Here is a 26059-nt window from a genome sequence, read left to right on the forward strand (position 1 = left end):
TTCACCTCGTTCCGGAGTGGTCCCGGGAGTCGGGATCACTACACAGAGCGTAAGTGCCACCACTGACAGTGACCTCCGGAGCCGGGTGCGGGCGTGCCCGCCACACGGCCGCGCACAGGGCCGCCGTCACTCCGGTGAACATGACGAAGTCCTTGAAGGCGTGCCGTTCGGCGCTCTGCAACTCCGGCCAGTTCACCCCGGCGACCTGCGGCACCAGCGGCAGCCAGCACCACACCGAGCGCACCGCGGCCCCCCGGACCACCACCGACGCGACCAGCGCCGGCACCACCACCATCGCGTAATGGAGGAACGACGGCCGCGACACCAGGAACGCCGCGAGCATCAGCAGCGCCGCGCACTCCACGAGCCGCAGCCCCTGCTCCCCGCCGCGCCGCCACCGCAGCCGGGCGACGGCCAGGACCGCCACGGCGGCGCCCACCGCGAGGAGTGACGCGAGCGAGGGCGGGATGCCGAGGCGTGGCAGGACCGAGGGCCAGGCGGCGTCGTACGGGCGGGCGTAGGCGTCCTGCCCGTGCAGCAGGAACGGCAGTGTCCGGGTGAAGAACAGCCCCGGCCGGGGCATCGCCCACGCGGCGCCCAGGGACACCACGGCCGGGACGCCCACGGCCCAGGCCAGGGCCCGCCACCGCCGGGCGAGGACGAACAGCAGCAGAAGGGGCAGCAGTATCGGCTTCAGCGCGATCGCCACCCCCACGACCACGCCCGCCGCGCCCCAGCGTCCGCGCCGCGCCAGGAGCAGGGCCGCGGGGAACGCGAGGGCCGAGAACACGGTCCAGTTGGCGAGGTGGACGACGCTGCGCAGCGGCAGGAACACGCCGAGCCCGGCGACCGTGAGGGCGGCGAGCCGGCTGTCCGCGCGTACGCCGAAGATCCGCAGCGCCGTCACCACGCTGACCAGGACGAGCAGGGCCGTGGCGGCGGGCGCCACGCAGGACACCCCGCGATCGGTGAGCAGCGTCTCGGGCAGGGCCGCGAAGACGGCGCCCGGCGGATAGAGGAACCGTTTGTCCGCGTAGGGCGAGCCGCCGTCGAGCAGCGTCCGGGCGGCCCGCACCACCACCGCGTTGTCGACGCCCAGCCGGCCCGCGCTCGCCTCCTGCCACACGCTCAGCGCGTAGACGAGCGACGCCGCCGCGAGCACCGGCCACGGCGCGCCACCGCGCAGCCACCGCCCGGTGGCATCGGGCCCGTCGGACCCGTCGGGCCCGTCGGACCGGTCAAAAGGGGCCACGGGCGCGGTCATCGGGCACTCCCCGCCGTGGCCGGGCCGGCGCGCCGGGCCGAGACGACGCCCCTGCCCACCTCGGCGACCTCGAACAGGGCCAGTCCGCGCGGCCCCCGGGCGGCCTCGCGCAGCGCGGGGTCGCCCTCCGGCAGCCCGGGGCCGCCGGTCCGCTGCACCACCCACCGCGCGCCGTACTCCTTGAGGATGCCGAGCCTCTCGGCCCGGGCGGTGGCCGGGGCGAAGTAGCGGCGGGTCGCCTCCCGGCGCCGCCGCTCGTCGGGGAGGAAGAAGTCGGGGTAGGCGGGGGCGACGGTGTACGGCCCGTAGGCCGGGAGCATCCGCAGCGCGAAGTAGTCGTCGGTCATCACCGTCGCTCCTTTGGGCACCTGGCGGGCCGCCCAGGCGAACGACGGCCAGGGGACGATCCGGTGGACGTCGCGCAGCACCGGCGGAAGGGCCGCGTCCCGCAGGACGTAGGCCAGCGCACCGGCCTGCGTCCAGGCCCCGGCCAGCAGGGCCAGGGCCGTCACCGCCACCGCCGGGGCCACCGCGCGCGAACGGCGCGCGAAGGCGTCCGCCCCGGCGTCCGCGATCTCGATCGCCAGTGCGAGCTGGGCGGGCAGGAGGACGGCGGGGAGGATCCGGCCCCAGGAGTGATGACCGCTCGGCCCGCCCGCCGCGAAGACGGCGAGACCCAGCAGGAAGAAGATCACCAGGGGGTCGCGGCGGTCGCGCCACCACCGCATACCCAGCGCCACGACACCCAGCCCCACCAGGCAGAACTTCACCACCAGATGGTCGTAGAGCGGCCGGTGGATGGCGTCCAGCCCGCCCGCGCCCGGCAGCGAGAAGAAGGGGTAGTACGGCCACAGGGCGAGCAACACCAGCGTCAGCGCAGCCGCCGCCCCGGCCCGCGCCCACACCGCGCGGGCCGGCCACGGTCTGGCGCCCAGCAGCATCGCGGCGGCGCCGAGCACGGCGACCGCGCCCGTGAACTGATGGCTCAGCAGCACACAGGCCAGCAACGCCCCGAGCGCCCCGAACGCGGGCAGCCCCCGGGGCCCCTCGGTGCGCCCGCCGAGGGCCCGGCGCAGCAGGGCGAGGAAGTGGAAGGCGAGGCCCAGGGCGAAGGTGCTCGGATAGGCGAGGCTCAGGGACAGCGAGGTGAGGCCCGGGAAGCCGCTCCACGCGAACAGCCGCACCCCGTAGAGCAGCAGCACGCACAGCAGGGCCAGCGGGACGGCCGCCGCCCGGCGGGTGAAGGTGACGACGAACGCCCGGACGCCGGTGAACAGCAGGACGAGACCGACGAGGGCGGCCAGTCGCAGCACGGAGAAGGTGCGCGCGCCGGTCGTCTCGGCGACGACGGCCAGCAGCACTGTCCACGGCGAGTAGTACGGGCTCGGGGTGTGTGCGTCCACCAGGGGGTTGCCCGGGTGGGACAGGTCGGTGCGCAGCCGCTCCAGGACCGCGGCGTGCACCCCGAGGTCACCGGCCCAGGGCAGCCGCACGACCATGAGCAGCAGCAGGACGGACAGCAGCAGGGCGGCGCCGCCCGCGAACCGCCGCCCGGCGTCCGACCCGGGGCGCGGGAGGCCGGTGGTGACCCCGGGGGCCACGTGCTCAGCGAGCGGGCTTGTGGGCGGGTCTGCCGGGATCACGGACGGCCTTCGCGCGCAGCCGCCAGGGCATGGCGACGGATTCGAGCTGGACGGACAGATTCATCTTCGACTCGCCGACGGTCCGGTCCTCGAAGTGGATCGGCACCTCCACGACGGTGAACCCGGCCCGCAGCGCCCGGTACTTGGTCTCGACCTGGAAGCTGTAGCCGGCGCTGTCGACGGTGGAGAGGTCGACGGTGCGCAGCGCGGCGGCGCTCCAGAGGTTGAAGCCGCCGGTGATGTCGCGGACGCGGGTGCCGAGGATGGTGCTGGCGTAGGCGTTGGCCCAGCGGGAGAGCAGCCTGCGGTGCGGGCTCCAGGCCTCGGAGAGGGTGCCGCCGGGCACGTAGCGGCTGCCGACGACGACGTCCGCGCCGGTGGCGAGGGCGACGCCGAGCATCTCGGCGACCTTGCCGGGCGGGTGGCTGCCGTCGGCGTCCATCTGCAGGACGTACGCGGCGCCCTCCTCGACGGCGCGGGCCATGCCCGCCGCGTAGGCCCGGCCGAGGCCGTCCTTGGTGGTGCGGTGCAGGACGCCGACGCGGGTGCGGCCCGGCTCGTTGTACTGCTCGGCGAGGCCCTCGGCGACCTTGCCGGTGCCGTCCGGGCTGTTGTCGTCGACGACCAGCAGCCGCAGCCCCTCCAGGGGCAGGGCCATCAGGGCCTCGGCCATCGCGGGGAGGTTCGCGGCCTCGTTGTACGTGGGCATCACCACGGTCGTCGCGGTGCGTGCCCACTCGGCGGGCAGCGGGGGCACGGCGGCGGGGGTGTGCGTGGGTCTCATGGGCCTGTCCTTGTGGGTGTGGCGCCGGGTCGGTGAGGAGGGTCGGGGGGCTCGCAGCGGGGAGAAGGGGGCCATGGGCGGTCAGACGGCGGAGAAGCGGATGGCGGCGTCAGGGATGGTCATGCCGCACCAGACGCGGGCGCCGTCGCACAGTTCGTTGTCCGCGCCGATCTCGGCGTGGTCGCCGATGACGACGCCGTCGAGCAGCGTCCGGGGGCCCACCCGGGCGCCGGCGCCGACCATGGACGCCCGGATCCGCGCGCCCTCCTCGATGCGGGCGCCCTCCAGGACGACGGACCCCTCGACCTCGGCGCCCGCCGCGACGTGGGCACCGGCGCCGACGACGGTGCCGCCGGCGAGCAGGGCCCCGCTCTCGACCCGGGCGCCGGGCAGCACCAGGTATTCGCCCGGCTCGCCGGGGACGGCCGGGGAGCGGACCACGCCCCGTACGAGGTCGGCGGACGCCTGGACGAAGGAGGCCGGGCGGCCGAGGTCCAGCCAGTACGCGGCGTCGACGACGCCGTGCAGCAGCGCCCCGTCGGCCAGCAGCCCGGGGAAGGTCTCCCGCTCCACGGAGACCGGCCGGCCGGTGGGGATGGAGTCGATGATCTCGCGCCGGAAGACGTAGGCGCCCGCGTTGATCTGGTCGGTGACGATCTCGTCCGGGTGCTGGGGCTTCTCGGTGAAGGCGAGGACGCGGCCGTCGGGGGCGGTGGGGACGAGGCCGAAGGCGCGCGGATCCGCCACCCGGGTCAGATGGAGGGTGACGTCGGCCCCGGCACGCCGGTGGCTGCCGAGGAGGCCGGGGATGTCGAGGCCGGTGAGGATGTCGCCGTTGAAGACGAGCACGGGCTCGCCGGGGCCCGCGGCGAGAGCGCCGGCGGCGCCGCGGATAGCACCGCCGGTGCCGAGCGGCTCGTCCTCGGTGACGTAGGTCAGCCGCAGCCCGTGGGCGGAGCCGTCGCCGAAGTACGGCTCGAAGACCTCGGCGAGGTAGGACGTGGCCAGCACGACGTGGTCGACGCCCGCGGCCCTGGCACGGGCCAGCTGGTGGGCGAGGAAGGGCACCCCCGCGGCCGGGACCATCGGCTTCGGCGTGTTGAGGGTGAGCGGCTGGAGCCGGGTGCCCCTGCCGCCGACGAGCAGTACCGCCTCAGTCATGCCACCGTCCTCGTACGTCGTTCCCGCACGTCGTCCTCGCACCTGTCGTCGCGCATCGCCACCCCCGTCCCGTCGTCGCGCCTCGTGACGCCACTGTCGCACCATGTGAGTTTTCGCGGCAATTTACACTACAATCAGCTCCCTGTTGGCAAATGTCTGCTTTGCGTGGCGACCGAATCGACCGTATCTGGAGAAGCCCTTGCGACCGGCGAAGCGATCGGCCCCCCTGACGGACACGCGAGGAACGCAAGGGAAACGGGAGAGGCGAAGAACGCGAGGAGGCCGCGCACCGCGGGGGAAACACGCGGGCGGACCCACGGGGCTGCTGGCGCTCGGCCGGGAGTTCGCGAAGTTCGGCACCGTGGGCGGGCTGGGGATCTTCGTCAACCTCGCGGTCTTCAACCTCTGCCGCGCCACCACCGGCCTGCCCGTCGTCCGGTGCAGCGTGATCGCGACGCTGGTCGCCATCGCCTTCAACTACCTGGGGCTGCGCTACTTCGCCTACCGGGACCGGGACAAGAGCCGCCGCAGCAGGGAGATCGCCCTCTTCGCCGTCTTCAGCGCCGTCGGCCTGGTGATCGAGAACGGCGTCCTCTACATCGCCACCTACGGCTTCGGCTGGGACACCCCGTTCCAGAGCAACCTCTTCAAGTTCCTCGGCATCGGGACGGCGACCCTCTTCCGCTTCTGGTCCTACCGCGCCTGGGTGTTCCGCGCCCTGCCCGCCCGCGAGCCGGCGGGCGACGGGGACGGCTCCCCTCACGGGGACCCCACGAACAGCACGAGCAAGCCGGCCGCATACCACCCCGAGACCACCGCACCTCCACCGTAGAGACAGACCTGGACCCCTAAGGGAGCACGCGCTAGCGGCCTGGCCACCAACAGCAGCGGAACCGGCAGGAACGGCAGCATGAAGCGTGGCTTGGAGAACGGCGAGCCGGGCGTCCCCATCATCAGCAGCCACGCCCCGGCGACCACCACGACCAACGGCCAGGGCACACTCCGGTCCAGCGCCAGGGCCAGCACGGCGACGGCCGTGAGCAGCACCAGCGCGAGCACGGCCGCGTTGCGCTGATCGGTGACCCGCTCCGGCTTGCCGTAGAGCAGGACGCTGCGCAGGAAGTCCACGGTGCCGAGGCCGTAGTCGAAGGCCTGCCCCCAGGCCCGTTCCGCCTCGAACCAGCCGTCCACGCGCCCCACCCGGCTGCCCAGGTACAGCCAGCTGCCGAGCAGCCCCAGCGGCGCCAGGGCGAGCGCCGCCCAGGCCTGCGCGCCGCCCCGCCCCCGCACCACCGCCCACCCGGCCGCCAGGACGACCGCCCCGATCAGCACCACCACCGTCGGCCGCACCGTGCCCGCCACGACGCACAGCACGGCGGCCGTCAGCCAGCTCCGCCGCACCAGGGCCACCAGGGCCCACACCAGGAGCGCGCTGAAGACGCCCTCGGAGTACGGCACCCACAGCGCGAAGGCGTACGGCGAGCAGGACCACAGCGCCACGCACGCGTACCCGGCCGCCGCGCTGCCGCCCAGCGTCCGTACGAGCCGGTGCACGCCCACGGCGGCCACCGTGGCGGCGCACCAGGAGACCAGCACCCCCGCGTACACCACGGGCAGCCCGGTCAGCAGCCGCGTGCCCCGGATCAGCAGGGGGACGAGCGGGAAGAAGGCGAGCCGGGAGAAGTCCGGCAGCCCGCTGGGGCGGTAGGGGATCCGGCCCGGGTAGCCGTGCTCGGCCACGGCCAGGTAATTGCCGCTGTCCCAGCGGCGCAGCAGCCACTCCACGCTGTGCCCGAGATGGCGGTTGACCAGCAGCAGGACGGTGAACCCGAGGGCCGCGAGGACGAGATGCACCGCCGCCGCGGCCAGGGCCTCGCGGCGCGGCGCGGTGGACCACAGCCGCGGAACGACCTTCATCCGTCTCTCTTAGCACGGCGAAGGGGCGGCCCCGGGAGAACTTCCCCGGGGCCGCCCCTTTCAGCCGTTCGGCGCAGATCAGTTGTGCGTACGCAGCAGGGTGCGCATCGTCCTCATCGCCACCGACAGGTTCGCCAGGTCGAACGCGTCCGAACCGCGGATCTCGTCCAGCGTCGTGCGCGCCCGGTTCAGCAGCGCGGCGTTCTTCTCCTCCCACGCCTGGAAGCGCTCCTCCGGGGTGGAGCTGCCGTTGCCCACGGCGAGGATGTCGGAGGTGAGCGCCGCGTGGGCCGCGTAGAGGTCCTCGCGGATGGAGGCACGGGCCATGGACTGCCAGCGGTCGGACCGCGGCAGCTCGATGATCCGGTCCATCAGCTGGCTGATGTGCAGCCGGTCGCCGAGGTCGTAGTAGACCTCCGCCACGTCCAGCGGGTCCTTGCCGGTGCGCTCCCCGGTGGCGACGATATCGAGTGCCGGGAAGACGGACGAGAAGCCCGCGACCCGCACCGCCAGGTCGTCCGGGACCCCGGCCTCGACCAGCTCGTCGTGGATCGACTGCCACCACTCGCTGTCGGCGCCGCGCAGCAGCTTGGGCAGCTGGAACCAGACCGCCGCCACGCCGTCGCGGAAGAAGTCGATGGTCTCGGCGAGCTGAAGCGGCTGCGGGCGGTTGTTGAGCAGCCAGCGGGTGCCGCGCTCGACCAGGCGCCGCGAGTGCAGCCGGATCCGGGTCTGCACCTCCGCCGCGACCGTGTTGTCGAGCGTCTCGACCGCGTCCCAGACCCGGCCCAGGCCGAAGATCTCACGGGCCGCGGTCTGCGCCCGGACGATCTCCTCCAGGGAGGCCCCGGTCTCTTCCCGCAGCCGGTGCAGGAAGGTCGAACCGCCGCTGTTGACGGTGTCGTTGACCAGCACCGTCGTGATGATCTCGCGGCGCAGGGCGTGCGCGTCGATCTGCTCGGCGAAGGCCGTCCGCAGCGCCTCGGGGAAGTACGCGAAGAGCAGCCGCTCGAGGTACTTGTCGTCCGGGAGGTCGGTGGCGAGCAGTTCCTCGGCCGTGGTGATCTTGATGTAGGCGAGCAGGACGGCGAGCTCGGGCTGGGTCAGCCCGCGGCCCTGGGAGAGCCGCTCGCGGATCTGCCGGTCGTTGGGCAGGAACTCCAGGGCCCGGTCCAGGTGCCCGTCACGGGTGAGCCGGCGCATGATCCGCTGGTGGGCGTGGAGCAGGCTGGGGGCCTGGGCCACGGCGTTGGCGAGCGCCGTGTTCTGCGCGTAGTTGTTGCGCAGAACCAGCTCGCCGACCTCGTCGGTCATCTCGGCGAGCAGCTTGTTGCGCTGCTTGACGGTCATGTCGCCGTCGGTGACCAGGGCGTTGAGCAGGATCTTGATGTTCACCTCGTGGTCCGAGGTGTCCACGCCGGCGCTGTTGTCGATGGCGTCGGTGTTGATCCTGCCGCCGGTGGACTCCGGTCCGCCCGACAGCGCGAACTCGATCCGGCCGAGCTGGGTCAGGCCCAGGTTGCCGCCCTCGCCGACGACCTTGACCCGCAGGTCCTGGCCGTCGACGCGGATCGCGTCGTTCGCCTTGTCGCCCACGTCCGCGTGCGACTCGGTGTGCGCCTTCACGTACGTGCCGATGCCGCCGTTCCACAGCAGGTCGACCGGCGCGTGCAGGATGGCCTTCATCAGCTCGGCGGGGGTCATCTTGCTGACGCCCGCGTCGAGGCCGAGGGCCGCCCGCACCTGCGCGTTGATCGGGATCGACTTCGCGCTGCGGGGGTGGACGCCACCGCCGTGCGAGAGCAGCGAGGTGTCGTAGTCGGCCCAGGAGGAGCGGGGCAGCTCGAACAGACGGCGGCGCTCGGCGTAGGACGTGGCCGCGTCCGGGGTGGGGTCGAGGAAGATGTGCCGGTGGTCGAAGGCGGCCACCAGGCGGATGTGCTCGGAGAGCAGCATGCCGTTGCCGAAGACGTCACCGGACATGTCACCGACGCCGACGACCGTGAAGTCCTCGGTCTGGGTGTCGTGGCCCAGCTCGCGGAAGTGCCGCTTGACGGACTCCCAGGCACCGCGGGCGGTGATGCCCATGCCCTTGTGGTCGTAGCCGGCGCTGCCGCCGGAGGCGAAGGCGTCCCCGAGCCAGAAGCCGTACGACTGGGCGACCTCGTTGGCGATGTCGGAGAAGGTCGCGGTGCCCTTGTCGGCGGCGACGACGAGGTAGGTGTCGTCCTCGTCGTGGCGCACGACGTCCTTCGGCGGCACGACCTCGCCGCCGACCAGGTTGTCGGTGATGTCGAGCAGACCGGAGATGAAGGTCTTGTACGAGGCGATGCCCTCGGCCAGCCACGCGTCACGGTCCACCGACGGGTCCGGCAGCCGCTTGCCGACGAAGCCGCCCTTGGCGCCGACGGGCACGATGACGGTGTTCTTCACCATCTGCGCCTTGACCAGGCCGAGGACCTCGGTGCGGAAGTCCTCACGCCGGTCGGACCAGCGCAGACCACCGCGCGCGACCTTGCCGAAGCGCAGGTGCACGCCCTCGACGCGCGGGGAGTAGACCCAGATCTCGAACGCGGGGCGCGGGGCCGGCAGATCGGGGATCGCCTGCGGGTCGAGCTTGAGGGAGAGGTAGCCGTGCGGCTTCCCGTCCGGCGTCCGCTGGAAGTGATTGGTGCGCAGCGTGGCCTTGATGACGGTGAGGAAGGCCCGCAGGATGCGGTCCTCGTCCAGGCTCGCGACCTGGTCGAGGGCGCCGTCCAGCTCCTCCAGCAGCCCGTCGGTCAGCTCGCGGCCGGCGCGCTGGAGCGCCGGCGACATGCGTGCCTCGAAGAGGTTGACCAGCAGCCGGGTGGTGTGGACGTTGGTGCTGAGGGTGTCCTCCATGTAGGACTGGCTGAACGGCGAACCGGCCTGCCGGAGGTACTTCGCGTACGCCCGCAGCACCATCGCCTGCCGCCAGTCGAGACCGGCCCGCAGCACCAGGTTGTTGAAGTTGTCGTTCTCCGCGCGGCCGGTCCAGACGGCGGCGAAGGCCTCCTGGAAGCGGACGCGGGCGTCCTCGCCCTCGACGCGCTCGGGCATCCGCAGACCGAAGTCGTAGATCCACGCGGTCTTCCGGTCCGAGCAGCGCAGCTCGTACGGACGCTCGTCGACGACCTCGACACCGAGCCGCTGGAGCACCGGCAGCACGACGGACAGGGAGACCGGCTCGCCGGTGCGGTAGATCTTGAAGCGGCGCTCGCCGGGGGCCGCGCCGACCGGCTCGTACAGGCTGAGCTCGAAGTCGTGGGTGCCGCCGGCCGTCGTCAGCTTCTCCAGGTGACCGAGGTCGGAGACGGCGCTGCGCGGGTTGTGGTCGGCCTTGTAGCCCTCGGGGAAGGCATGGCCGTAGCGGCGCAGCAGCTCGGCGGCGCGCTCCTCGCCGACCTCGGCGGTCAGCGTCTCGGCGAAGCCGTCCGCCCAGGAGCGGGCGGCCTCGACCAGGCGGGCCTCGATGCGCTCGACGTCGGCATCGGTGAGGTGGCGCAGGGTGGCCCCGGGCTCGACGCGCACGACGAAGTGGAGACGGGAGAGGACCGACTCGGTGTTCCAGGCGGTGAAGTCGACGCTGGTGCCGCCGAGCTCCTCCTTGAGGATCTCGATCAGCCGCAGCCGGACGCCGGTGGTGTACCGGTCGCGGGGCAGGTAGACGAGGGCGGAGTAGTAGCGCCCGTAGGTCTCCTGGCGCAGGTACAGCCGCAGCCGGCGGCGCTCCTGGAGGTAGAGCACGCTGGTGACGACGGACCGCAGCTGGTCGCCCGGGGTCTGGAACAGCTCGTCGCGCGGGTAGGTCTCCAGGATCTGGAGCAGGTCGCGGCCGTCGTGGCTGTCCGGGGAGAAGCCCGCGTCGGCGAGGACCTGCTCGACCTTGCGGCGGACGACCGGGACGCGGCGCACGGACTCGGTGTACGCGGCGGAGGAGAACAGCCCCAGGAAGCGGCGCTCGCCGGTCACATTGCCGTCGGCGTCGAAGGTCTTCACCCCGACGTAGTCGAGGTAGGAGGGGCGGTGCACGGTGGCGCGGCTGTTGGCCTTGGTGAGGACCAGCAGCTTGTGCTCGCGGGCCTTGGCGCGGGCGTCCGCGGGCAGCCGGCTGAAGGACGGCGACGCGGGGCCGGCGAGGTGGGTGCCGGGCCCGGCGTGGTGGCCCTCGCCGTGGTGCGAGGGGTCGGAGCGCAGAATGCCGAGGCCGGTGCCGGGGACGGCGGCGAGCACGTCCTCCTCGCCGTTCTCGGTGGTGACCTTCGTCAGCTCGTACTCGCGGTAGCCGAGGAAGGTGAAGTGGTCGGCGGCCAGCCAGCGCAGCAGCTCGCCGGCCTCGACGACGTCGGTGGCGGGGACGTCGGAGGGGACCGCCTCGGCGGGCAGGCTCTCCGCGATGCGCAGCGCGGCGTCGCGCATCTTCGCCCAGTCCTCGACGGTCTCGCGGACGTCGGAGAGCACGCGCAGCAGATCGGCGGCGATCTGCTTGAGGTCACCGCGGTCGGTCTCGCGGTCGATCTCGACGTGGATCCAGGACTCGACGAGGGCGTCGTGGGGCAGCTCGGCGTCCTTGCCGGTGCCGTGGGCGTCGCAGTTGGAGCCGAGGACCTCGAGCAGGCGGCCGGTCAGATCACGGCGGACGATCACCTGCGGGTGGATCACGACATGGATGCCGCGGCCCTGGCGGGAGAGCTCATTGGTGACGGAGTCGACCAGGAAGGGCATGTCGTCGGTGACGACCTCGACCACGGAGTGGCTGCACATCCAGCCGTTCTCTTCGACGGTCGGGGTGTGCACCCGCACGTTCGCGGTGCCCTGCGGCCGGTTCTCCGCGAGCCGGTAGTGCGAGAGCGCGGCCCCGTAGACGTCGACCGGGTCACGGCCGGTGAGGTCCTCCGGGGCGGTGTGCAGGTAATAGCGCTGGAGGAACGCGGTCAGGGTCTCCGGGTCGAGACTGCCCTCGCCCTTCGGCCCAGTCGGTTGTTGCCCCCCGGCCGGGCTGTTCTCAGCGACACGGGCCGCCCGTTCGAGCAGCTCGGCCTTGGCTTCGTCCAGCTTGGTCTGCATGTCCTCTGGCTCCTGTCGCGCGCCGTTGCGAGACATAGATGGTGATGGCATCCCGTCGCGACGCGGGGTGTCCGGTCGTATTCGACGGTATGCCGGAATGAGGGAAGACCGGGCCGTTCCTGACGAACTTCGTCGGACGCGCCCGGTGGAAGGGATCAGCGGCCGCCCGGGCGAGGTGTCGCTCGGGGCGCAGGACAGGGGCGTCGTCGCCCCTGCTGGATATCGCGCTGATCACCTGGTAAGGCTATCGCTCTTCCGGGGGTTGCCGTCATGAGCCGTTTGTGTACAAAACCCGGGCCCGAAGTTTGACGATCTGGACAGCGACGCGAAGACGTTCGACCCTCCGCTGTGGCCGAAAGCCGACGCCGCGGATCGGGCGGCCCTCAGCCGACGAGCCGCTGCGCCTCCGCGACGGCCTCCGCCAGGCTGTCCACGACGGGCACCCCGGCCGCCGCCAGGCTGGCGCGGCTGTGCGACCCGCCCGTGTACAGCACGGCCTGCGCACCCACGTGGGCAGCGGCGACCGCGTCGTCGACGGCGTCCCCGATGACGACCGCGTGCCGCGCCGGTATGCCCTCCAACCCGGCGAGGTGGCGGGCCATGTGCGCGGTCTTGCTGCCGCCCGAGGGGCCCGTACGGCCGTCGACCCGGACGAATCTCCGCTCGATGCCGAACCCGCGCACCAGCGGCACCAGCTGCTCGTGCCCGTACATCGACAGGATCGACTGCGTGCCGCCCGCGCCCTGCCAGCTCTCCAGCAGCGCCTCGGCGCCGTCCGCGAGGCCGCACCGCAGGTGATGGTCCAGATAGTGCCGGTGGAAGACCACGTCCATATGGTCCCACTCGGCCTGGGTGGGGAGGCGGCCCATCAGCCGCTCGTAGAAGAGCGGGATCGGGACGCAGTACAGCTCGCGGTACCGCTCCAGGGTGATGGGCTCCAGGCCGATCTCCGCGAAGGCGGCGTTCGTCGCCGACATCACCGCGTCGATGTCGTGAAAGAGCGTGCCGTTCCAGTCCCAGACGATGTGTGCCACGTGCTTCCCCATGACAAGACCGTACCGACCACCTGTGACAACGCGCCGCCGTCGGCTCCGCGGCGCAGGTCAGAGGAGGTTCGGGAGCTCCTGCACGCCGAACCACATCAGCTCGTGGTCCTCCGCGCCGTCCACCGTGAAGCGCGCGTCCTCGTCACCGTGGTCCGCCGCGCCCAGAGCATCCGCCGCGGCCGCGACATCGGCCTCGGCGTCGTCGGCGTCGACGTGCACGGCCGCCGCCTTCGCCAGCGGCACCGCGGCCGCGAGCCGCACCTCACCGAGCGCGGACTCGTCCAGCGCGCGGTCCGGGTCGGCGACCGCCGCACCCTCGGGCACGTCCACCGCCACGACGACGCGCCGGCGCGGGGCGTCGGGGTCGGCCGCGAGCCTGCGCAGCGAGGCCTGGGCGGCGCGGCTGAGCGCCGCGTACTCCAGCTCCTCGATGTCGTCGGAGACGTACCACTCGCGCAGCGCGGGAGTGACCGCGTAGGCGTCCAGCGGAGCCGGGCCCAGCTGCCCCGCCTTGTGCGCCTCGGCGAGACCGGGAAGGGTCAGAGGGACGTAGACGCGCATGACCGCCGCTTTCGTGAAGTGCCGCGAGGCTTACCAACCGTGCTGCCAGCCAGCATAAGGCGCACGTCCCCCTTCGAAGGGCGGGAGCCCCGCGCCCGGCCACCCCCGATACCCCGCGGGCCCCGCCGTGCGCACGCCTCGCGGCGGCGCGTGGCCCGGATAGGTGAAGCCCGGTGGGCGCCGCCCTGACGGACGGCCGTCCTTGCCGCCCCCGGAAGCCCGCCGATAGAAGATCACCGACCGAAGCTACCGCCTGGTATCAGCACCGGGCCCGGCATCGCGGGGGCGATCCGTATGAAGACGATCCGCAGCACCACCAGGACCGGCACCAGGACGGCAGGCGGGGCCGTGACCAGGCCCGGAGGAGGCACCCGGCCCGGCGCCCGGACCGCTCCGCCGCGCCGCACGGACCCCCGGCGGCCGGGCACGGACCCCGCCGCCCGGCACCGCGAACGGGAACGGCTGCCGCGCTACTGGTTCGCCAACCGGCTGCTGCTCACCCTCAGCGGACAGCGCCCGGTGCACTGGATGCTCGGGCACACCCTGGGCGCGGCGTACGACCAGCTGACGGCGCTGGCCCCGCAGGCGCCCCTGCGCCCCGCCCCGCCGGGCCGGCGCACCCCGGTCGTCCGGCGCTGCGACGAATTCCGGCCACGGCCGGAGGTGATCGAGGCGTTCGCCCGGATCGCCTCCGGGGACCGGCTGCGGGCACTGGCCTTCCGGCTGGAGCGCGGCACGGACCTGCGCTGGCGGTGCTCGGCCGTCGAGCTCGGCGGGGCCGCCGTCCCGCACGCGGCGACCTCGCGGGGCTGAGCGACGCACAGGAGGCGGTGGCGGAGCACTTCCGTGCCCCGCCACCGCCTCCGTGCGCGCTGTCGCCTACTTCTTGCGGCGGCGGCCGCCGCCACCGTTCTTCTGGGCCTTGCGGCGCTCGGCGCGGGTCATGCCGTCCGCCTCGGACCGCACGGAGTCGTCGCTGGCGAAGTCGCCCTCGACGACACCGCCCTCGCCGTCCACGGTCGGCGCGGAGAAGTGCAGCCGGTCGGGACGCTGCGGGGCGTCGAGGCCCTTGGCCCGGATCTCGGGACGGCCACCACCGGCGGGCACGGCGTCCTGGGCGTCCTTGCGCAGGGACGGGCGCTCCGCGCCGTCCTGCACCGGGACCTCCTCCAGCTGCTGGTCGACCTGGACCTCCAGGTTGAACAGGTAGCCGACGGACTCCTCCTTGATGCCCTCCATCATGGCGGTGAACATGTCGTAGCCCTCGCGCTGGTACTCCACCAGGGGGTCCTTCTGGGCCATGGCCCGCAGGCCGATGCCCTCCTGGAGGTAGTCCATCTCGTAGAGGTGCTCACGCCACTTGCGGTCCAGCACCGACAGCACCACGCGGCGCTCGAGCTCACGCATGATGTCCGAGCCGAGCTGCTCCTCGCGGGCCGCGTACTGCTCGTAGATGTCGTCCTTGATGGACTCGGCGATGAACTCGGCGGTGATGCCCGCCCGGTCGCCGGCCGCGTCCTCCAGCTCCTCGACGGTGACCTTCACCGGGTAGAGCTGCTTGAAGGCGCTCCACAGCCGGTCCAGGTCCCACTCCTCGGCGAAGCCCTCGACGGTCTCCTGGCGGATGTAGTCGTCGATGGTGTCGTCCATGAAGTGCTTGATCTGCTCCTGCAGATCCTCGCCCTCCAGGACGCGGCGGCGCTCGCCGTAGATGACCTCGCGCTGGCGGTTGAGCACCTCGTCGTACTTCAGGACGTTCTTACGCGTCTCGAAGTTCTGCTGCTCGACCTGGGACTGCGCGGAGGCGATGGCGCGGGTGACCATCTTGTTCTCGATCGGCACGTCGTCCGGCACGTTGGCCATGGCCATGACGCGCTCGACCATCTGGGCCTTGAACAGGCGCATCAGGTCGTCGCCCAGCGAGAGGTAGAAGCGGGACTCGCCCGGGTCGCCCTGACGGCCGGAGCGGCCGCGCAGCTGGTTGTCGATGCGGCGCGACTCGTGCCGCTCGGTGCCCAGCACGTACAGCCCGCCGAGCTCCTTGACCTCCTCGAACTCCGCCTTCACCGCGGCCTCGGCGCGCTCCAGCGCCTGCGGCAGGGCCGCCGCCCACTCCTCGACGTGCTCGACGGGGTCCAGGCCCCGCTGGCGCAGCTCCGCCTCGGCGAGGTCGTCGGGGTTGCCGCCGAGCTTGATGTCGGTACCGCGGCCGGCCATGTTGGTGGCGACGGTGACGGCGCCCTTGCGGCCGGCCTGGGCGACGATCGTCGCCTCCCGGTCGTGCTGCTTGGCGTTGAGCACCTCGTGCTGGATGCCGCGCTTGGAGAGCTGCTGCGAGAGGTACTCGGACTTCTCGACGGAGGTGGTGCCGACCAGGATCGGCTGGCCCTTCTCGTGCTTCTCCGCGATGTCCTCGACGACGGCGGCGAACTTCGCGACCTCGGTGCGGTAGATGAGGTCCGACTGGTCCTGACGGACCATCGGGCGGTTCGTCGGGATCGGCACCACGCCGAGCTTGTAGATCTGGTGGAACTCGGCGGCCTCGGTCATGGCCGTACCGGTCATGCCGGAGAGCTTGTCGTAGAGGCGGAAGAAGTTCTGGAGGGTGATCGTGGCGAGGGTCTGGTTCTCGTCCTTGATGTCCACCCCTTCCTTCGCCTCGATCGCCTGGTGCATGCCCTCGTTGTAGCGGCGGCCGGCGAGGATACGGCCGGTGTGCTCGTCGACGATCATGACTTCGCCGTCCATGACGACGTAGTCCTTGTCCTTCTTGAAGAGTTCCTTCGCCTTGATGGCGTTGTTCAGGTACCCGACGAGAGGAGTGTTGACCGATTCGTAGAGATTGTCGATGCCCAGCCAGTCCTCGACCTTGGACACGCCGGCCTCGTGGATGGCGACCGTGCGCTTCTTCTCGTCGACCTCGTAGTCGCCGGTCTCCTCCAGGCCCTTCTGCGGGTTGGCCGCCTCGCCCTTGGTGAGCCGGGTGACCAGCTTGGCGAAGTCGCCGTACCACTTGGTGGCCTGGTCGGCGGGGCCGGAGATGATCAGCGGCGTACGGGCCTCGTCGACGAGGATCGAGTCGACCTCGTCGACGACCGCGAAGTTGTGACCGCGCTGCACCAGCTCGTCCTGCGACCACGCCATGTTGTCGCGCAGGTAGTCGAAGCCGAACTCGTTGTTGGTGCCGTAGGTGATGTCGCACGCGTACTGCTCGCGGCGCTGCGCCGGAGTCATGTTGGCGAGGATGCAGCCGACGGAGAGGCCGAGGAACTTGTGCACCCGGCCCATCAGCTCGGAGTCGCGCTCCGCGAGGTAGTCGTTGACCGTGATCAGGTGCACGCCCTTGCCGGACAGGGCGTTGAGGTAGGTGGGGAGGGTACCGACGAGGGTCTTGCCCTCACCGGTCTTCATCTCCGCGACATAACCCAGGTGCAGGGCGGCACCGCCCATGAGCTGGACGTCGTAGTGCCGCTGGCCGAGCACCCGCTTGGCGCCCTCACGGACGGTCGCGAACGCCTCGGGCAGCAGGTCGTCCAGGCTTTCGCCGTCCGCGAACCGCTGCTTGTACTCGTCGGTCAGGGCGCGCAGCTCGGCGTCGGAGAGGTTGACGAAGTCCTCTTCGATGGAATTGACCTGGTCCGCGATGCGGTGCAGCTTGCGCAGGATCTTGCCTTCTCCTGCACGCATGATCTTGCCGAAGACGGACACGTAGGCTGGCTCCTTGCCGGTCGGGCCTGGCGCTGGGGAGACCCCCGCCGCAGGCAGGGGTCGGGTGCGCGGGCACGACGGGACAGTCCCCGCCGCAACGGTCATCGTAAGCGAGGACCCCACCGCGCCGGGAGGTCCGTCAGCACGTAAACCGGGCATCACCCGCACAGTGAACGAACGGCCCGGCTCGAAGGTGCCGGTGCGGTGACATTTCGGGGCGCCCCCGTCGGCCGGTGCCCGACTGTGGTAGACGGCCCGGCAGGGGCGCGGCAGGCGGGGCGGCGCGGTCGGGGGCAAAAAGGGTCGCACCGGACCGGCCGACCGTTCACACTCCCCCCATGGAGCCCATCAACCTCACCACCGAGCGGCTGGTGCTGCGTCCCTTCTCCCCCGCCGACCGGGAGGCCGTGCACGCCGCCTGCCAGGACCCGGACATCCCGCGCTACACCAGCGTGCCCTCCCCGTACACCGTCGACGACGCCCGCGTCTTCATCGAGGAGACCGCCCCGGACGGCTGGCGGGACGACAGCATGTACACGTTCGGTCTCTTCACGCGCGAGGACGACCGGCTGGTGGGTTCGATGGGTCTGGTGCGGCTCGGCCAGCTGCGCACCCCCGAGCGGCAGGCGGAGCTCGGTTACTGGACCGCGAAGGAGCAGCGCGGTCGCGGGTACACCGCCGAGGCGGCCCGCGAGGTGATCCGCTGGGCCTTCGAGGAGCTGGGCGTCGAGCGGCTGGAGTGGTACGCCGAGGCCGGGAACGAGGGCTCGCGCGGGGTCGCCCTGAAGACCGGCTTCACGATGGAGGGCACGATGCGGTCCAAGATCGTCCACAACGGCACCCGTCGCGACGCCTGGGTCGGCTCCCTGCTGCCCTCCGACCTCGGACTGCCCTCGCAGGCCCCCTACCTGCCCTTTCCCGAGCGCGGCTGACCGCTCGCGGGGCGTTGTCAGTGGCCGGGCCTAGGGTGATCGCCATGACAACCGGTACGACAACTGCCGCCGCGTCCAAGGGCCCTGCGCCCGAAGCGCGCCTGTCCGCCGAGGAGGCCCGGCGCATGGCGCTGCGCGCCCAGGGCCTGCTGGGCGCCCCGGACCGCCGGGCGGGGGTGCGCGGCGTGCTGCGCCACCTGGGAGCGGTGCAGCTGGACACGATCTCGGTGCTGGCCCGCTCGCACGAGCTGGTGCCGTACGCACGGCTGGGCGCGGTGGGCCGCGCGGCGGTCGAGTCGGCGTACTGGTCCGGTGACCACGCCTTCGAGTACTGGTCGCACGCGGCCTGCATCCTGCCCGTCGAGGAGTGGCCGCACTTCGCCTTCCGGCGCCGGGCCATGAAGGCGCGCGGCCACCGCTGGCACGTGATGCAGGATTCCGAGCGCTCGTGCGCGGCCGTCCGGGACCGGCTGCGGGCCGACGGCCCCCTGACGGCAACGGAATTGGGCGGCGCCAAGAACGGCGGGGAGTGGTACGACTGGTCCGAGACGAAGATCGCGGTGGAGTGGCTGCTCGACACCGGCGAGGTGGTCTGCACCCGGCGGCGCGGCTGGAAGCGGGTGTACGACCTGGCCGAGCGGGCGGTGCCGGACGCCCTCCTGCACGACGACATCGACGACATCGAGTGCACCCGGCGCCTGGTCACCCAGGCGGGTGCCGCGATGGGTGTGGCCACCCGGGCCGATCTCGCGGACTACCACCGGCTCAAGGGCGACCAGGTGGACGCGGTCATAGCCGGTACGGGCCTGGTGCCGGTGGAGGTCGAGGGCTGGCCGAAGCCGGCCTGGGCGGACCCGGCGGCGCTGGCGGCGGAATCCTCCTCGAAGGGCGGCCGGCACCGTACGACGCTGCTCTCGCCGTTCGACTCGCTGATCTGGGACCGGCCGCGCACCGAGCGGATCTTCGGTTTCACCCACCGGCTGGAGGCGTATGTGCCCAAGCCGAAGCGGGTGCACGGCTATTTCGCGATGCCGCTGCTGGCGGGCGGCCGGCTGCTCGGCCGGGTGGACCCGGCCCGTGAAGGCACCACCCTGGTGGCCCGGCAGGTGTCCCTCGACGGCCCCAGGGCCGTGGCCCCGATGGCGCGGGCGCTCCGGGAGGCGGCCGGGTGGGTCGGCTGCGACTCCGTACGGATCGAGCGCTGCGACGACGCGAAGCTGGCGGCGGCACTGGTCACGGCGCTGGACTGACAGGGCAGGACGGCGCCCCCGGAAAGGAGCCCGGCCCCCGCAGGAGGCGATCCGTCAGCGGATCTCGAGGATCTTCTCCCGCATCGCGTAGACCACCGCCTCCATCCTGGAGTGCAGCTGCAGCTTCTCCAGGATGTTGCGTACGTGGTTCTTCACGGTGTTCTCGCTGATGAACAACTCCTTGGCGATGTCACGGTTGTTCATCCCGGTGGCGACGAGCTTCAGCACCTCCAGCTCACGGTCGGTGAGCCGGGGCGCCGGCACCAGCCGGCGCTCGTCCGTCCGCTGGATCATCGACTTGAACTCGGTCAGCAGCTTGGACGCCATCGACGGGCTGATCTGCGACTGCCCGTCCGCGACCGCGCGGATCGCGGTCGCCACCTCATCGGTGGAGATCTCCTTGAGGAGGTAGCCCGTCGCCCCGGCCTTGATCGCGTCGTAGAGGTCGGCTTCCTCGTCGCTGATCGTCAGCATGATGATCTTGGCGCTGGGGGCCACTTCCTTGATGGAGGTGCAGGCCTCGATGCCACCGCGCTTGGGCATCCGCACATCCATCAGCACGATATCCGGCAGCAGATCGGCGGCCTTGTCCACCGCCTCCGCGCCGTCCCCCGCCTCGCCCACGACCTGGATGTCCTCCTCGTGGAAGAGAACGATCTCCAGTCCCCGCCGGAAGAGCGCGTGGTCGTCCACGACCAGGACCCGGATCGGCTCCGCGCGGGCGGGGTTCCGCTCCGCCCGGGCGCCCTCGTCGTCGTCCTCGCCGGGCACGAGTACGGGCCCGAACCTGTCCGCCATCGTTCCTCCCCCTGAAGGCCGTGGCCCCTCGCGGATGCAACAGTGCTGCGCCGAGCCAACCGGTTTCGGCGGACCGGCGGTTGGCCGCTCGGCCATGATTTCATGCCGAGGCCGCCGAGAGGCGCTTCTGAGGACGCAGGTTGATGCCCCCGGAAGCGCTGCGGCGCTTCGAGGGCATCAACTCGATGGGTGACGACTCACGGCGCGCGGCGCCGGAGGTGACCGGGGTCAGCCGCCGAGCGAACCACCCGCGCCGCCGGGCTCCTCGGAGAACGGGTCGGCGTTGAGGTGGATGACGCCGTAGTCGTAGGCGTGCCGCCGGTAGACGACACTGGGCATCTTGGTGTCGGAGTCGACGAACAGATAGAAGTCGTGGCCGACCAACTCCATCTCGTAGAGCGCCTGGTCGAGGGTCATCGGGGCTGCGGCATGGGTCTTCTCGCGGACCACGAGAGGCCCTTCGCCCTGGACCTCCAGGGAACCGATGCGCGTGACCGGCACCTTGTTCGCCGACTGGTCGACGGCGAGCTCTCCGCTGTCGGTGAGCTCCGCGGCGCCGACGGTCACCGCTACATCGCTGGCCGGGATCCGTCCGTTGCCCCGGCGGGTGTGACGCTTGTCGTTCTGCTTGCGCAGTCGCGCTTCCAGCTTGCTCGTGGCCAGGTCGAGCGCGGCGTAGGGATCCGACGACGACGCTTCCGCCCGGATCACCGGGCCACGGGAACGGACCGTGATCTCCACACGGTCGGAGCGGTCGGCCTGCCTCGGGTTGGGCTCCTTGGACACCTCTACGTCGAGGCTGATCACCTTGCCGTCCAGCTTCTGGATCTTGTCCAGCTTCAGCTTCTCGGCCACGTGCTTGCGAAAGCGCTCGGGCACCTCTGTCTTACGGCCCTTGACGACGATGTCCACGCAGAACTCCGTTCCCGGATCGCCCCGCCGAAGGTGCGGAGCGCATCCCTCTTGCATCAGACCCCGGGGATACCCGGGGCCACCGACTCGGCGGTTTCACCTCCTCCTCCCCCATCGACAAGATCTACACCCCATCGACTTCAAGCTTCTGCGAAAGCACGCAAAGCGCGCCATTCGGAGATAAGAGGCATAGCGCTTGCCCTTCCTCACAACCGAACATATCTCGCCCGGACGCCCGTCGGTACCCCTTACCGGGCCGTACCTCCATTCAGGTGTTTCCCCGCTGTTCGCTTCGGGAACGTCGCACCGCCACCTGGGGTTCCACCGGAATCCGGGCCGGGCACGAACGCCCGCTCCGGGGCCGCGACCACCGCGGCCCCCAGCACCCGGCCGCCCGAGACGGAAACTGCCCGCGCTGCCTCCACCAGCGAGGACCCGGTCGTCATGAGGTCGTCCACCAGCACCACCGGCCCTCCGACGCGCCACAGCCGCTTCACTCCCCCGGCTACCCCCAGGGCGCCCGACACATTCACCCATCGCTGCCCGGCGTCGAGACCCGACTGATCGGCGACGGTCCGTCGCTGTCGCAGCACCGCCGCCACGCGTACGGGCTGCCCGGCGCTCCGCAGCGCCCGCCCGGCCGCCAGGGCGAGCCGTCGCCCCGCGTCATGGCCGCGCCCCGCGACCGCCCGCCGCGAGGAAGGCACCGGCACGAGCAGCAACGGGCCACTCCCGCCCCGCCTGCCCCACGCTCCGGCCTCTTGCCCGACGGCCCGCACCGCGCCCGCCAGCGCCGCGCCCAGCGGCTCCGCCAGCCCCAGCGCTCCCCGCTCCTTGTGTGCGAGCAGCACGGACCGCACCCGGTCGGCGTAGACCGCGGCGGCCCGCACGGGCGGCAGCCCCGCCGGCACCGGATCGGGCCAGACCCTGCGGGTGCCCCGCCCGGACAGCTCCCGGCGGCACTCCTCGCACAACACGGACCGCGGCAGACCACACCCCGCGCAAGGGACCGGCAGCACCAGCCCGGTGATCTCTCGCCACCATCCGCGCATACCTCAACTGTCCCGCCCCGGGACCGGCCCTGCCACCCCTGTGGAAAACCCACGGTGGATCACGGGCTCACCCACTGTGGATCACGGGATCCGCAGCGTGGCGGAGGGTTCTACCCCGGGTAGACCGGCGCCGACCCGTCCTTGGCCACCCAGTTCCAGTTCATGTCCGGCAGCAGACGGACGATGCCGTCCTCCCGCTCCGCGACCACCCCGGGCGCCTTCTTGGAGTTGCCCGGACCGGTCGGGTTCTCGGGGGCCGCGATGCCCCGCACACCCGTGATGCCCGGCAGCGCCGCGGCGTTCGACCGCGATCCGTCGGTCTCGATGTACAGCAACTGCTGCAGGCCGCCGCGCTCGTTGCCCGCCACCAGCAGCCGGCTGCCGCCCGCCCAGGACACGGCGTCGACCTCCTCCAGCTTCGGCGCCACCGAACGCAGTTCCTGCACGGACAGGCTCGGCCGCCCGGCGCTCATCCGCCGCTCGACCCGCCCGAGCTTCAGGGACTTGCGGTCACCCTTCGAGACCAGCAGCGCGATCCGCACCCCGTCGGCCGCGACCCGCAGCCCCGTGATGCGCTCGCCGTCGAGGCCGGGCACCCGGACCTCCTCCGGCGCGCCCGTGCCCCCGGGCAGCCGCAGCAGCCGCGGCCGGTCCGGGTCCTGGTCGGCGACCCACAGATCGCCCAGCCCGTCCCAGCTCGGCGCCGTCAGCCCCGCCGCCGCCCGCGAGGTCACCCGGGGCTCGCCCAGGGCCGCGCCGTGCTGCAGGTGCGCGACGTACAGCGACTGCCCGTTGGCGGCCACGCCCGCCGCGCGGGTCTCGGCGCGGTCCACGGCCACCGATTTCAGATTGACGGTCCCGTCGGCACCGAACGGCCCGGCCACGCGCGCCGGCGTCTTCTCGACGTCGCTGAGGCTCACCACCCGGTGCTGGGCGTCGAGGAAGTACTGCCGGTCGGCGTGCCCCACGGTCTGGTCCGGGGCGTACCGCCCCACCTGCTCCCGCCCCAGCGAGCACATCTGGGCACCGCCCTTGGCGCGCTGCAACGTGACGCTGCTGACCGAGGCCGACTCCTGGACGGTGTAGAAGAGCTGCGCCGCCATGCGCAGGCACTGCTCGCCGTTGATGCCCGCCGCCCGGTCGGTGAGCCGCACCTTCAGGGCGTTGGAATCGTCGAGCGAGAGCCGCTCGTCCGCCACCTTCGTGCCGGTCGGGAAGGCCGTCGCGGCGACCGGGTCGAGCCAGTTGGTCGGCCCGTCCAGGAGCGCCTTCACCGTGGAGGTCACCGGGTCTATCCGCTTGCGCAGATAGACGGGGTCGGCGACGAGCACGTCACGCGGCGCCTTGCCGGGCCCCAGCTCGGCGAAGTAGTACTTATTGACCGGCCGGTATATGCGCTGGAAATCGGACACGCCGAGCACCAGCCCGGGCGGCAGGTCGTCGATGCGCCACTCGCCGTCCTCGCGCGCGACATGGATCGCCGTCTTGTACGGGCGCTCGTCCGGCTTGTACGCGTGCTTGGCGTCCACCTTGGCGACCTGCTTGCCGACCAGGGTGATCGTGTACTCCTCCTGGGCCCGGTCGCCGGTGCGCTCCACGTTCACCTGCGGCGGGTCGGACAGCACGGTCGTCGACGTCGACGGGTCCCACCGCCGCTTCACGCTCTTGGACAGATACATCCGGGCGGTGTCGTAGTTCGGGTCGTCGCTCGTCGTCGCCTCGAGGAAGCCGGTCACCAGTTCCTGCGGCTGCTCGTGCTTGCGCGGCGGGACACCGTAGACCCGCACCTGCGAGTCGGCGTCGGCCCGCTGCGAGGAGTCCACCGGGTTCACGTCGCCGCTGTCCGGCATCGACGCACAGCCGGCCAGCAGCGCGCCGCTGAGCCCCAGCGCGAGGAGGCCCGCCGCCGAGCCCGGCCGCCTCCGGCCATCGCTCCTCGCGCCCACGCGCCCGCCCCTCACGTCCTGCTCCGGTCCTGCGGGCCACTGCCCGCGGCGTTGTCGTTGCGCGCCCCGGCCGGGCGCGTCACCACCCGGGCGCCGCTGCCGGGCAGCGCCGTCGGGTCGGCGGCCGGCCGGGCGTTGCGCGTCTGGGCCGGCACGGCGGCGGGCAGCGGCGCGGGACCGGGCACACCCCGGCCCGAGGCGGCCAGCGGCACCCCGGATTCGTTCAGCCCGCGGTTGCGCCGCGAGTCCTCCGGCTCCAGCGGGATCGGCGAGCCGCGCAGCGAGTCACCCGCCGTACGCGGCAGCGTCAGACGGAACTGCGAGCCGCCGCCCGGCTCGCCCCACGCCTGGAGCCAGCCGCCGTGCAGGCGCGCGTCCTCCACGGCGATGGACAACCCGAGACCGGTGCCCCCGGTCGTCCGGGCACGGGCGGGGTCCGCCCGCCAGAAACGGTTGAAGACGCGGGTGGCCTCGCCGGGCTTGAGGCCCACGCCGTAGTCGCGCACCGCGACCGCGACCGCGCCACCGGCGACGGCGAGCCGCACCACGACGTCCCGGCCGTCACCGTGCTCCACGGCGTTGACCACGAGGTTGCGCAGCACCCGCTCCACACGCCGGGCGTCCGCCTCCGCGATCACGGGCTGTTCGGCGCCCCGCACGAGCAGTCTGCTGCCCTTGCGGTCGGCGAGCGGCAGCGCCGCGTCGACCACCCGGTTCACCACGTCGCGCAGGTCCACCGGCTCGGCCTCCAGCGCCGCCGCACCCGCGTCGAACCGGCTGATCTCCAGCAGGTCGGACAGCAGCGACTCGAAACGGTCGACCTGCCCGTACAGCAGCTCCGCGGAGCGCGCGGTGATCGGATCGAAGTCCTCCCGCGCCTCGTGAATGACCTCCGCGGCCATCCGTACGGTCGTCAGCGGGGTCCGCAGCTCGTGCGAGACGTCCGAGACGAACCGCCGCTGCATGCGCGACAGCTCCTCCAGCTGCTGGATCTTCACCTGGAGGTTCTGCGCCATCTTGTTGAAGGCTTCACCCAGGCGGGCGATGTCGTCCTCGCCGGTGACCTTCATGCGCTCCTGGAGCACGCCCGCCGCGAGCCGCTCGGAGATCCCCGCGGCCATCCGTACGGGCGTGACGATCTGCCGCACGACGAGCCAGGCGATGGCACCGAGCAGCACCACGACGAAGACCCCGGCGGTCGCCAGCGTGGTCTTCACCAGCGTCAGCGACTTCTCCTCCTGGGTGAAGGGGAAGAGGTAGTAGAGCTGGTACGGCTTGCCGTTGACGTCATAGAGCCGCTTGCCGACCGCCAGAGCGGGCGCCCCCTCGTCCGAGGAGTTGCGCTTGATCGACACGGGGGTCTCGAACGCGCCGTTCGCGCTGTCCACCTTGCGGCGCAGCTCGGCGGGCACGCTCTGCTCGGGGTCGATGTCACCCGAGGCACGCGGCCCGCGCGTGCCCACGGAGGTGGTGTCGGTGGCGTCGGCGCTGAGCGCCACCACGTGATAGACGCCCTGCCCGCCACTGGCGAGCTGCTGCACGAGCTGGGTCAGCCAGGCCCCGGAGTCCGGGAGACCGCGGCCACCGGCCTGTGCGGCGTCCTGGCTGCGGTCGGCAGCCGCGTCGGCGGCGTCGCGCGCCGCCTTGAACCCGCCCTCGGCCTGGCTCATTGACGCGTGCCGCTTGGCGTCCAGCAGACCGTTGCGCATCTGGCCGATGACGACGACGCCGAGCAGCAGGACCACGCCCAGCGACATCAGCAGGGTGGTGGCGACCACCCGCACCTGGATGTTGCGCCGCCACAGCCGCATGGCGGGCAGCAGCGGCTGCCGCACCCAGCGCACGTACAGCCTCAGCACCGGATGCACCGGCCCCGCGGCCGCGCCGTCGGGCAGCAGCCGCGCGGCACGCCACAGCCGGCGGAAGAAAGATATGCCGCCCGTCGCATCGACGGGCCGCCCCGCGCCCCGCTCCGGGGCGGCACCGTTGCCCGACAT

The 26059-nt window shown here is 72.1% G+C and carries 18 protein-coding genes; 4 read left to right on the forward strand and 14 right to left on the reverse strand.

The genetic code is table 11. The annotated features are described in order from the left end of the window. Window position 1: 1 nt before the first annotated feature. The 4 genes from JO379_RS13250 to manB form a co-directional block, all read right to left on the reverse strand. Window positions 2–1264: a glycosyltransferase family 87 protein gene (locus JO379_RS13250; protein ID WP_209515058.1), complete on the reverse strand. Its 1263-nt coding sequence runs from the start codon at window positions 1262–1264 to the stop codon at window positions 2–4. Continuing rightward, window positions 1261–2865: a hypothetical protein gene (locus JO379_RS13255; RefSeq protein ID WP_307841983.1), complete on the reverse strand. Its 1605-nt coding sequence runs from the start codon at window positions 2863–2865 to the stop codon at window positions 1261–1263. The genes JO379_RS13250 and JO379_RS13255 overlap by 4 nt, the downstream gene beginning before the upstream one ends. A 4-nt stretch (window positions 2866–2869) precedes the next feature. Next, window positions 2870–3691: a polyprenol monophosphomannose synthase gene (locus JO379_RS13260; RefSeq protein ID WP_130878125.1), complete on the reverse strand. Its 822-nt coding sequence runs from the start codon at window positions 3689–3691 to the stop codon at window positions 2870–2872. Window positions 3692–3772: 81 nt separating this feature from the next. Further along, window positions 3773–4852 (reverse strand): mannose-1-phosphate guanylyltransferase, encoded by a 1080-nt coding sequence (gene manB / locus JO379_RS13265; RefSeq protein WP_130878126.1) that lies wholly within the window; start codon window positions 4850–4852, stop codon window positions 3773–3775. A gap of 325 nt (window positions 4853–5177) precedes the next feature. On the opposite strand from manB, the gene JO379_RS13270 reads away from it, so the two are divergent. Further along, on the forward strand, window positions 5178–5684 hold the full coding sequence (locus JO379_RS13270) for a GtrA family protein (protein WP_130878146.1): 507 nt from the start codon (window positions 5178–5180) through the stop codon (window positions 5682–5684). On the opposite strand, the gene JO379_RS13275 is transcribed toward JO379_RS13270, so the two are convergent. The 4 genes from JO379_RS13275 to JO379_RS13290 all read right to left on the reverse strand — a co-directional run bounded on the left by JO379_RS13275 (window position 5612) and on the right by JO379_RS13290 (window position 13464). Further along, a complete protein-coding gene (locus JO379_RS13275; protein WP_209515060.1) occupies window positions 5612–6769 on the reverse strand; it encodes a putative hexosyltransferase in 1158 nt (385 codons plus the stop codon). The genes JO379_RS13270 and JO379_RS13275 overlap by 73 nt on opposite strands. A gap of 78 nt (window positions 6770–6847) precedes the next feature. Then, entirely contained in the window at window positions 6848–11857 is a 5010-nt protein-coding gene (locus JO379_RS13280) for an NAD-glutamate dehydrogenase (protein WP_209515062.1), read from the reverse strand. Between the two features lie 383 nt (window positions 11858–12240). After that, on the reverse strand, window positions 12241–12903 hold the full coding sequence (locus JO379_RS13285; RefSeq protein WP_130878129.1) for an HAD family hydrolase: 663 nt from the start codon (window positions 12901–12903) through the stop codon (window positions 12241–12243). A gap of 57 nt (window positions 12904–12960) precedes the next feature. Further along, window positions 12961–13464 (reverse strand): DUF6912 family protein, encoded by a 504-nt coding sequence (locus JO379_RS13290; protein WP_130878130.1) that lies wholly within the window; start codon window positions 13462–13464, stop codon window positions 12961–12963. A gap of 294 nt (window positions 13465–13758) precedes the next feature. On the opposite strand from JO379_RS13290, the gene JO379_RS13295 reads away from it, so the two are divergent. After that, a complete protein-coding gene (locus JO379_RS13295; RefSeq protein WP_245381455.1) occupies window positions 13759–14277 on the forward strand; it encodes an Rv3235 family protein in 519 nt (172 codons plus the stop codon). 66 nt (window positions 14278–14343) lie between these two features. Here the strand turns inward: JO379_RS13295 and secA are convergent, their stop codons facing one another. Further along, complete coding sequence (gene secA / locus JO379_RS13300; protein WP_130878131.1) at window positions 14344–17172, reverse strand: preprotein translocase subunit SecA; 2829 nt, start codon at window positions 17170–17172, stop codon at window positions 14344–14346. Window positions 17173–17510: 338 nt separating this feature from the next. Here secA and JO379_RS13305 point away from each other — a divergent pair, with 338 nt between their 5' ends. After that, window positions 17511–18104, forward strand: coding sequence for a GNAT family N-acetyltransferase (locus tag JO379_RS13305; protein WP_209515064.1), 594 nt, complete (start codon window positions 17511–17513; stop codon window positions 18102–18104). Window positions 18105–18148: 44 nt separating this feature from the next. After that, window positions 18149–19354, forward strand: a complete 1206-nt coding sequence (locus JO379_RS13310; protein WP_130878133.1) for a winged helix-turn-helix domain-containing protein — start codon at window positions 18149–18151, stop codon at window positions 19352–19354. Between the two features lie 54 nt (window positions 19355–19408). Here the strand turns inward: JO379_RS13310 and JO379_RS13315 are convergent, their stop codons facing one another. The 5 genes from JO379_RS13315 to mtrB form a co-directional block, all read right to left on the reverse strand. Continuing rightward, a complete protein-coding gene (locus JO379_RS13315; RefSeq protein ID WP_130878134.1) occupies window positions 19409–20152 on the reverse strand; it encodes a response regulator in 744 nt (247 codons plus the stop codon). 228 nt (window positions 20153–20380) lie between these two features. Then, window positions 20381–21064 (reverse strand): ribosome hibernation-promoting factor, HPF/YfiA family, encoded by a 684-nt coding sequence (gene hpf / locus JO379_RS13320; protein WP_372449077.1) that lies wholly within the window; start codon window positions 21062–21064, stop codon window positions 20381–20383. A gap of 248 nt (window positions 21065–21312) precedes the next feature. Further along, window positions 21313–22116, reverse strand: coding sequence for a ComF family protein (locus JO379_RS13325; protein ID WP_245381456.1), 804 nt, complete (start codon window positions 22114–22116; stop codon window positions 21313–21315). Window positions 22117–22226: 110 nt separating this feature from the next. After that, window positions 22227–24062 (reverse strand): LpqB family beta-propeller domain-containing protein, encoded by a 1836-nt coding sequence (locus tag JO379_RS13330; protein WP_242626089.1) that lies wholly within the window; start codon window positions 24060–24062, stop codon window positions 22227–22229. Between the two features lie 11 nt (window positions 24063–24073). After that, complete coding sequence (gene mtrB / locus JO379_RS13335) at window positions 24074–26059, reverse strand: MtrAB system histidine kinase MtrB (RefSeq protein ID WP_130878136.1); 1986 nt, start codon at window positions 26057–26059, stop codon at window positions 24074–24076.

The organism is Streptomyces syringium (genome assembly GCF_017876625.1).
In the GTDB taxonomy this organism is placed as follows: Bacteria; Actinomycetota; Actinomycetes; order Streptomycetales; family Streptomycetaceae; genus Streptomyces; species Streptomyces syringius.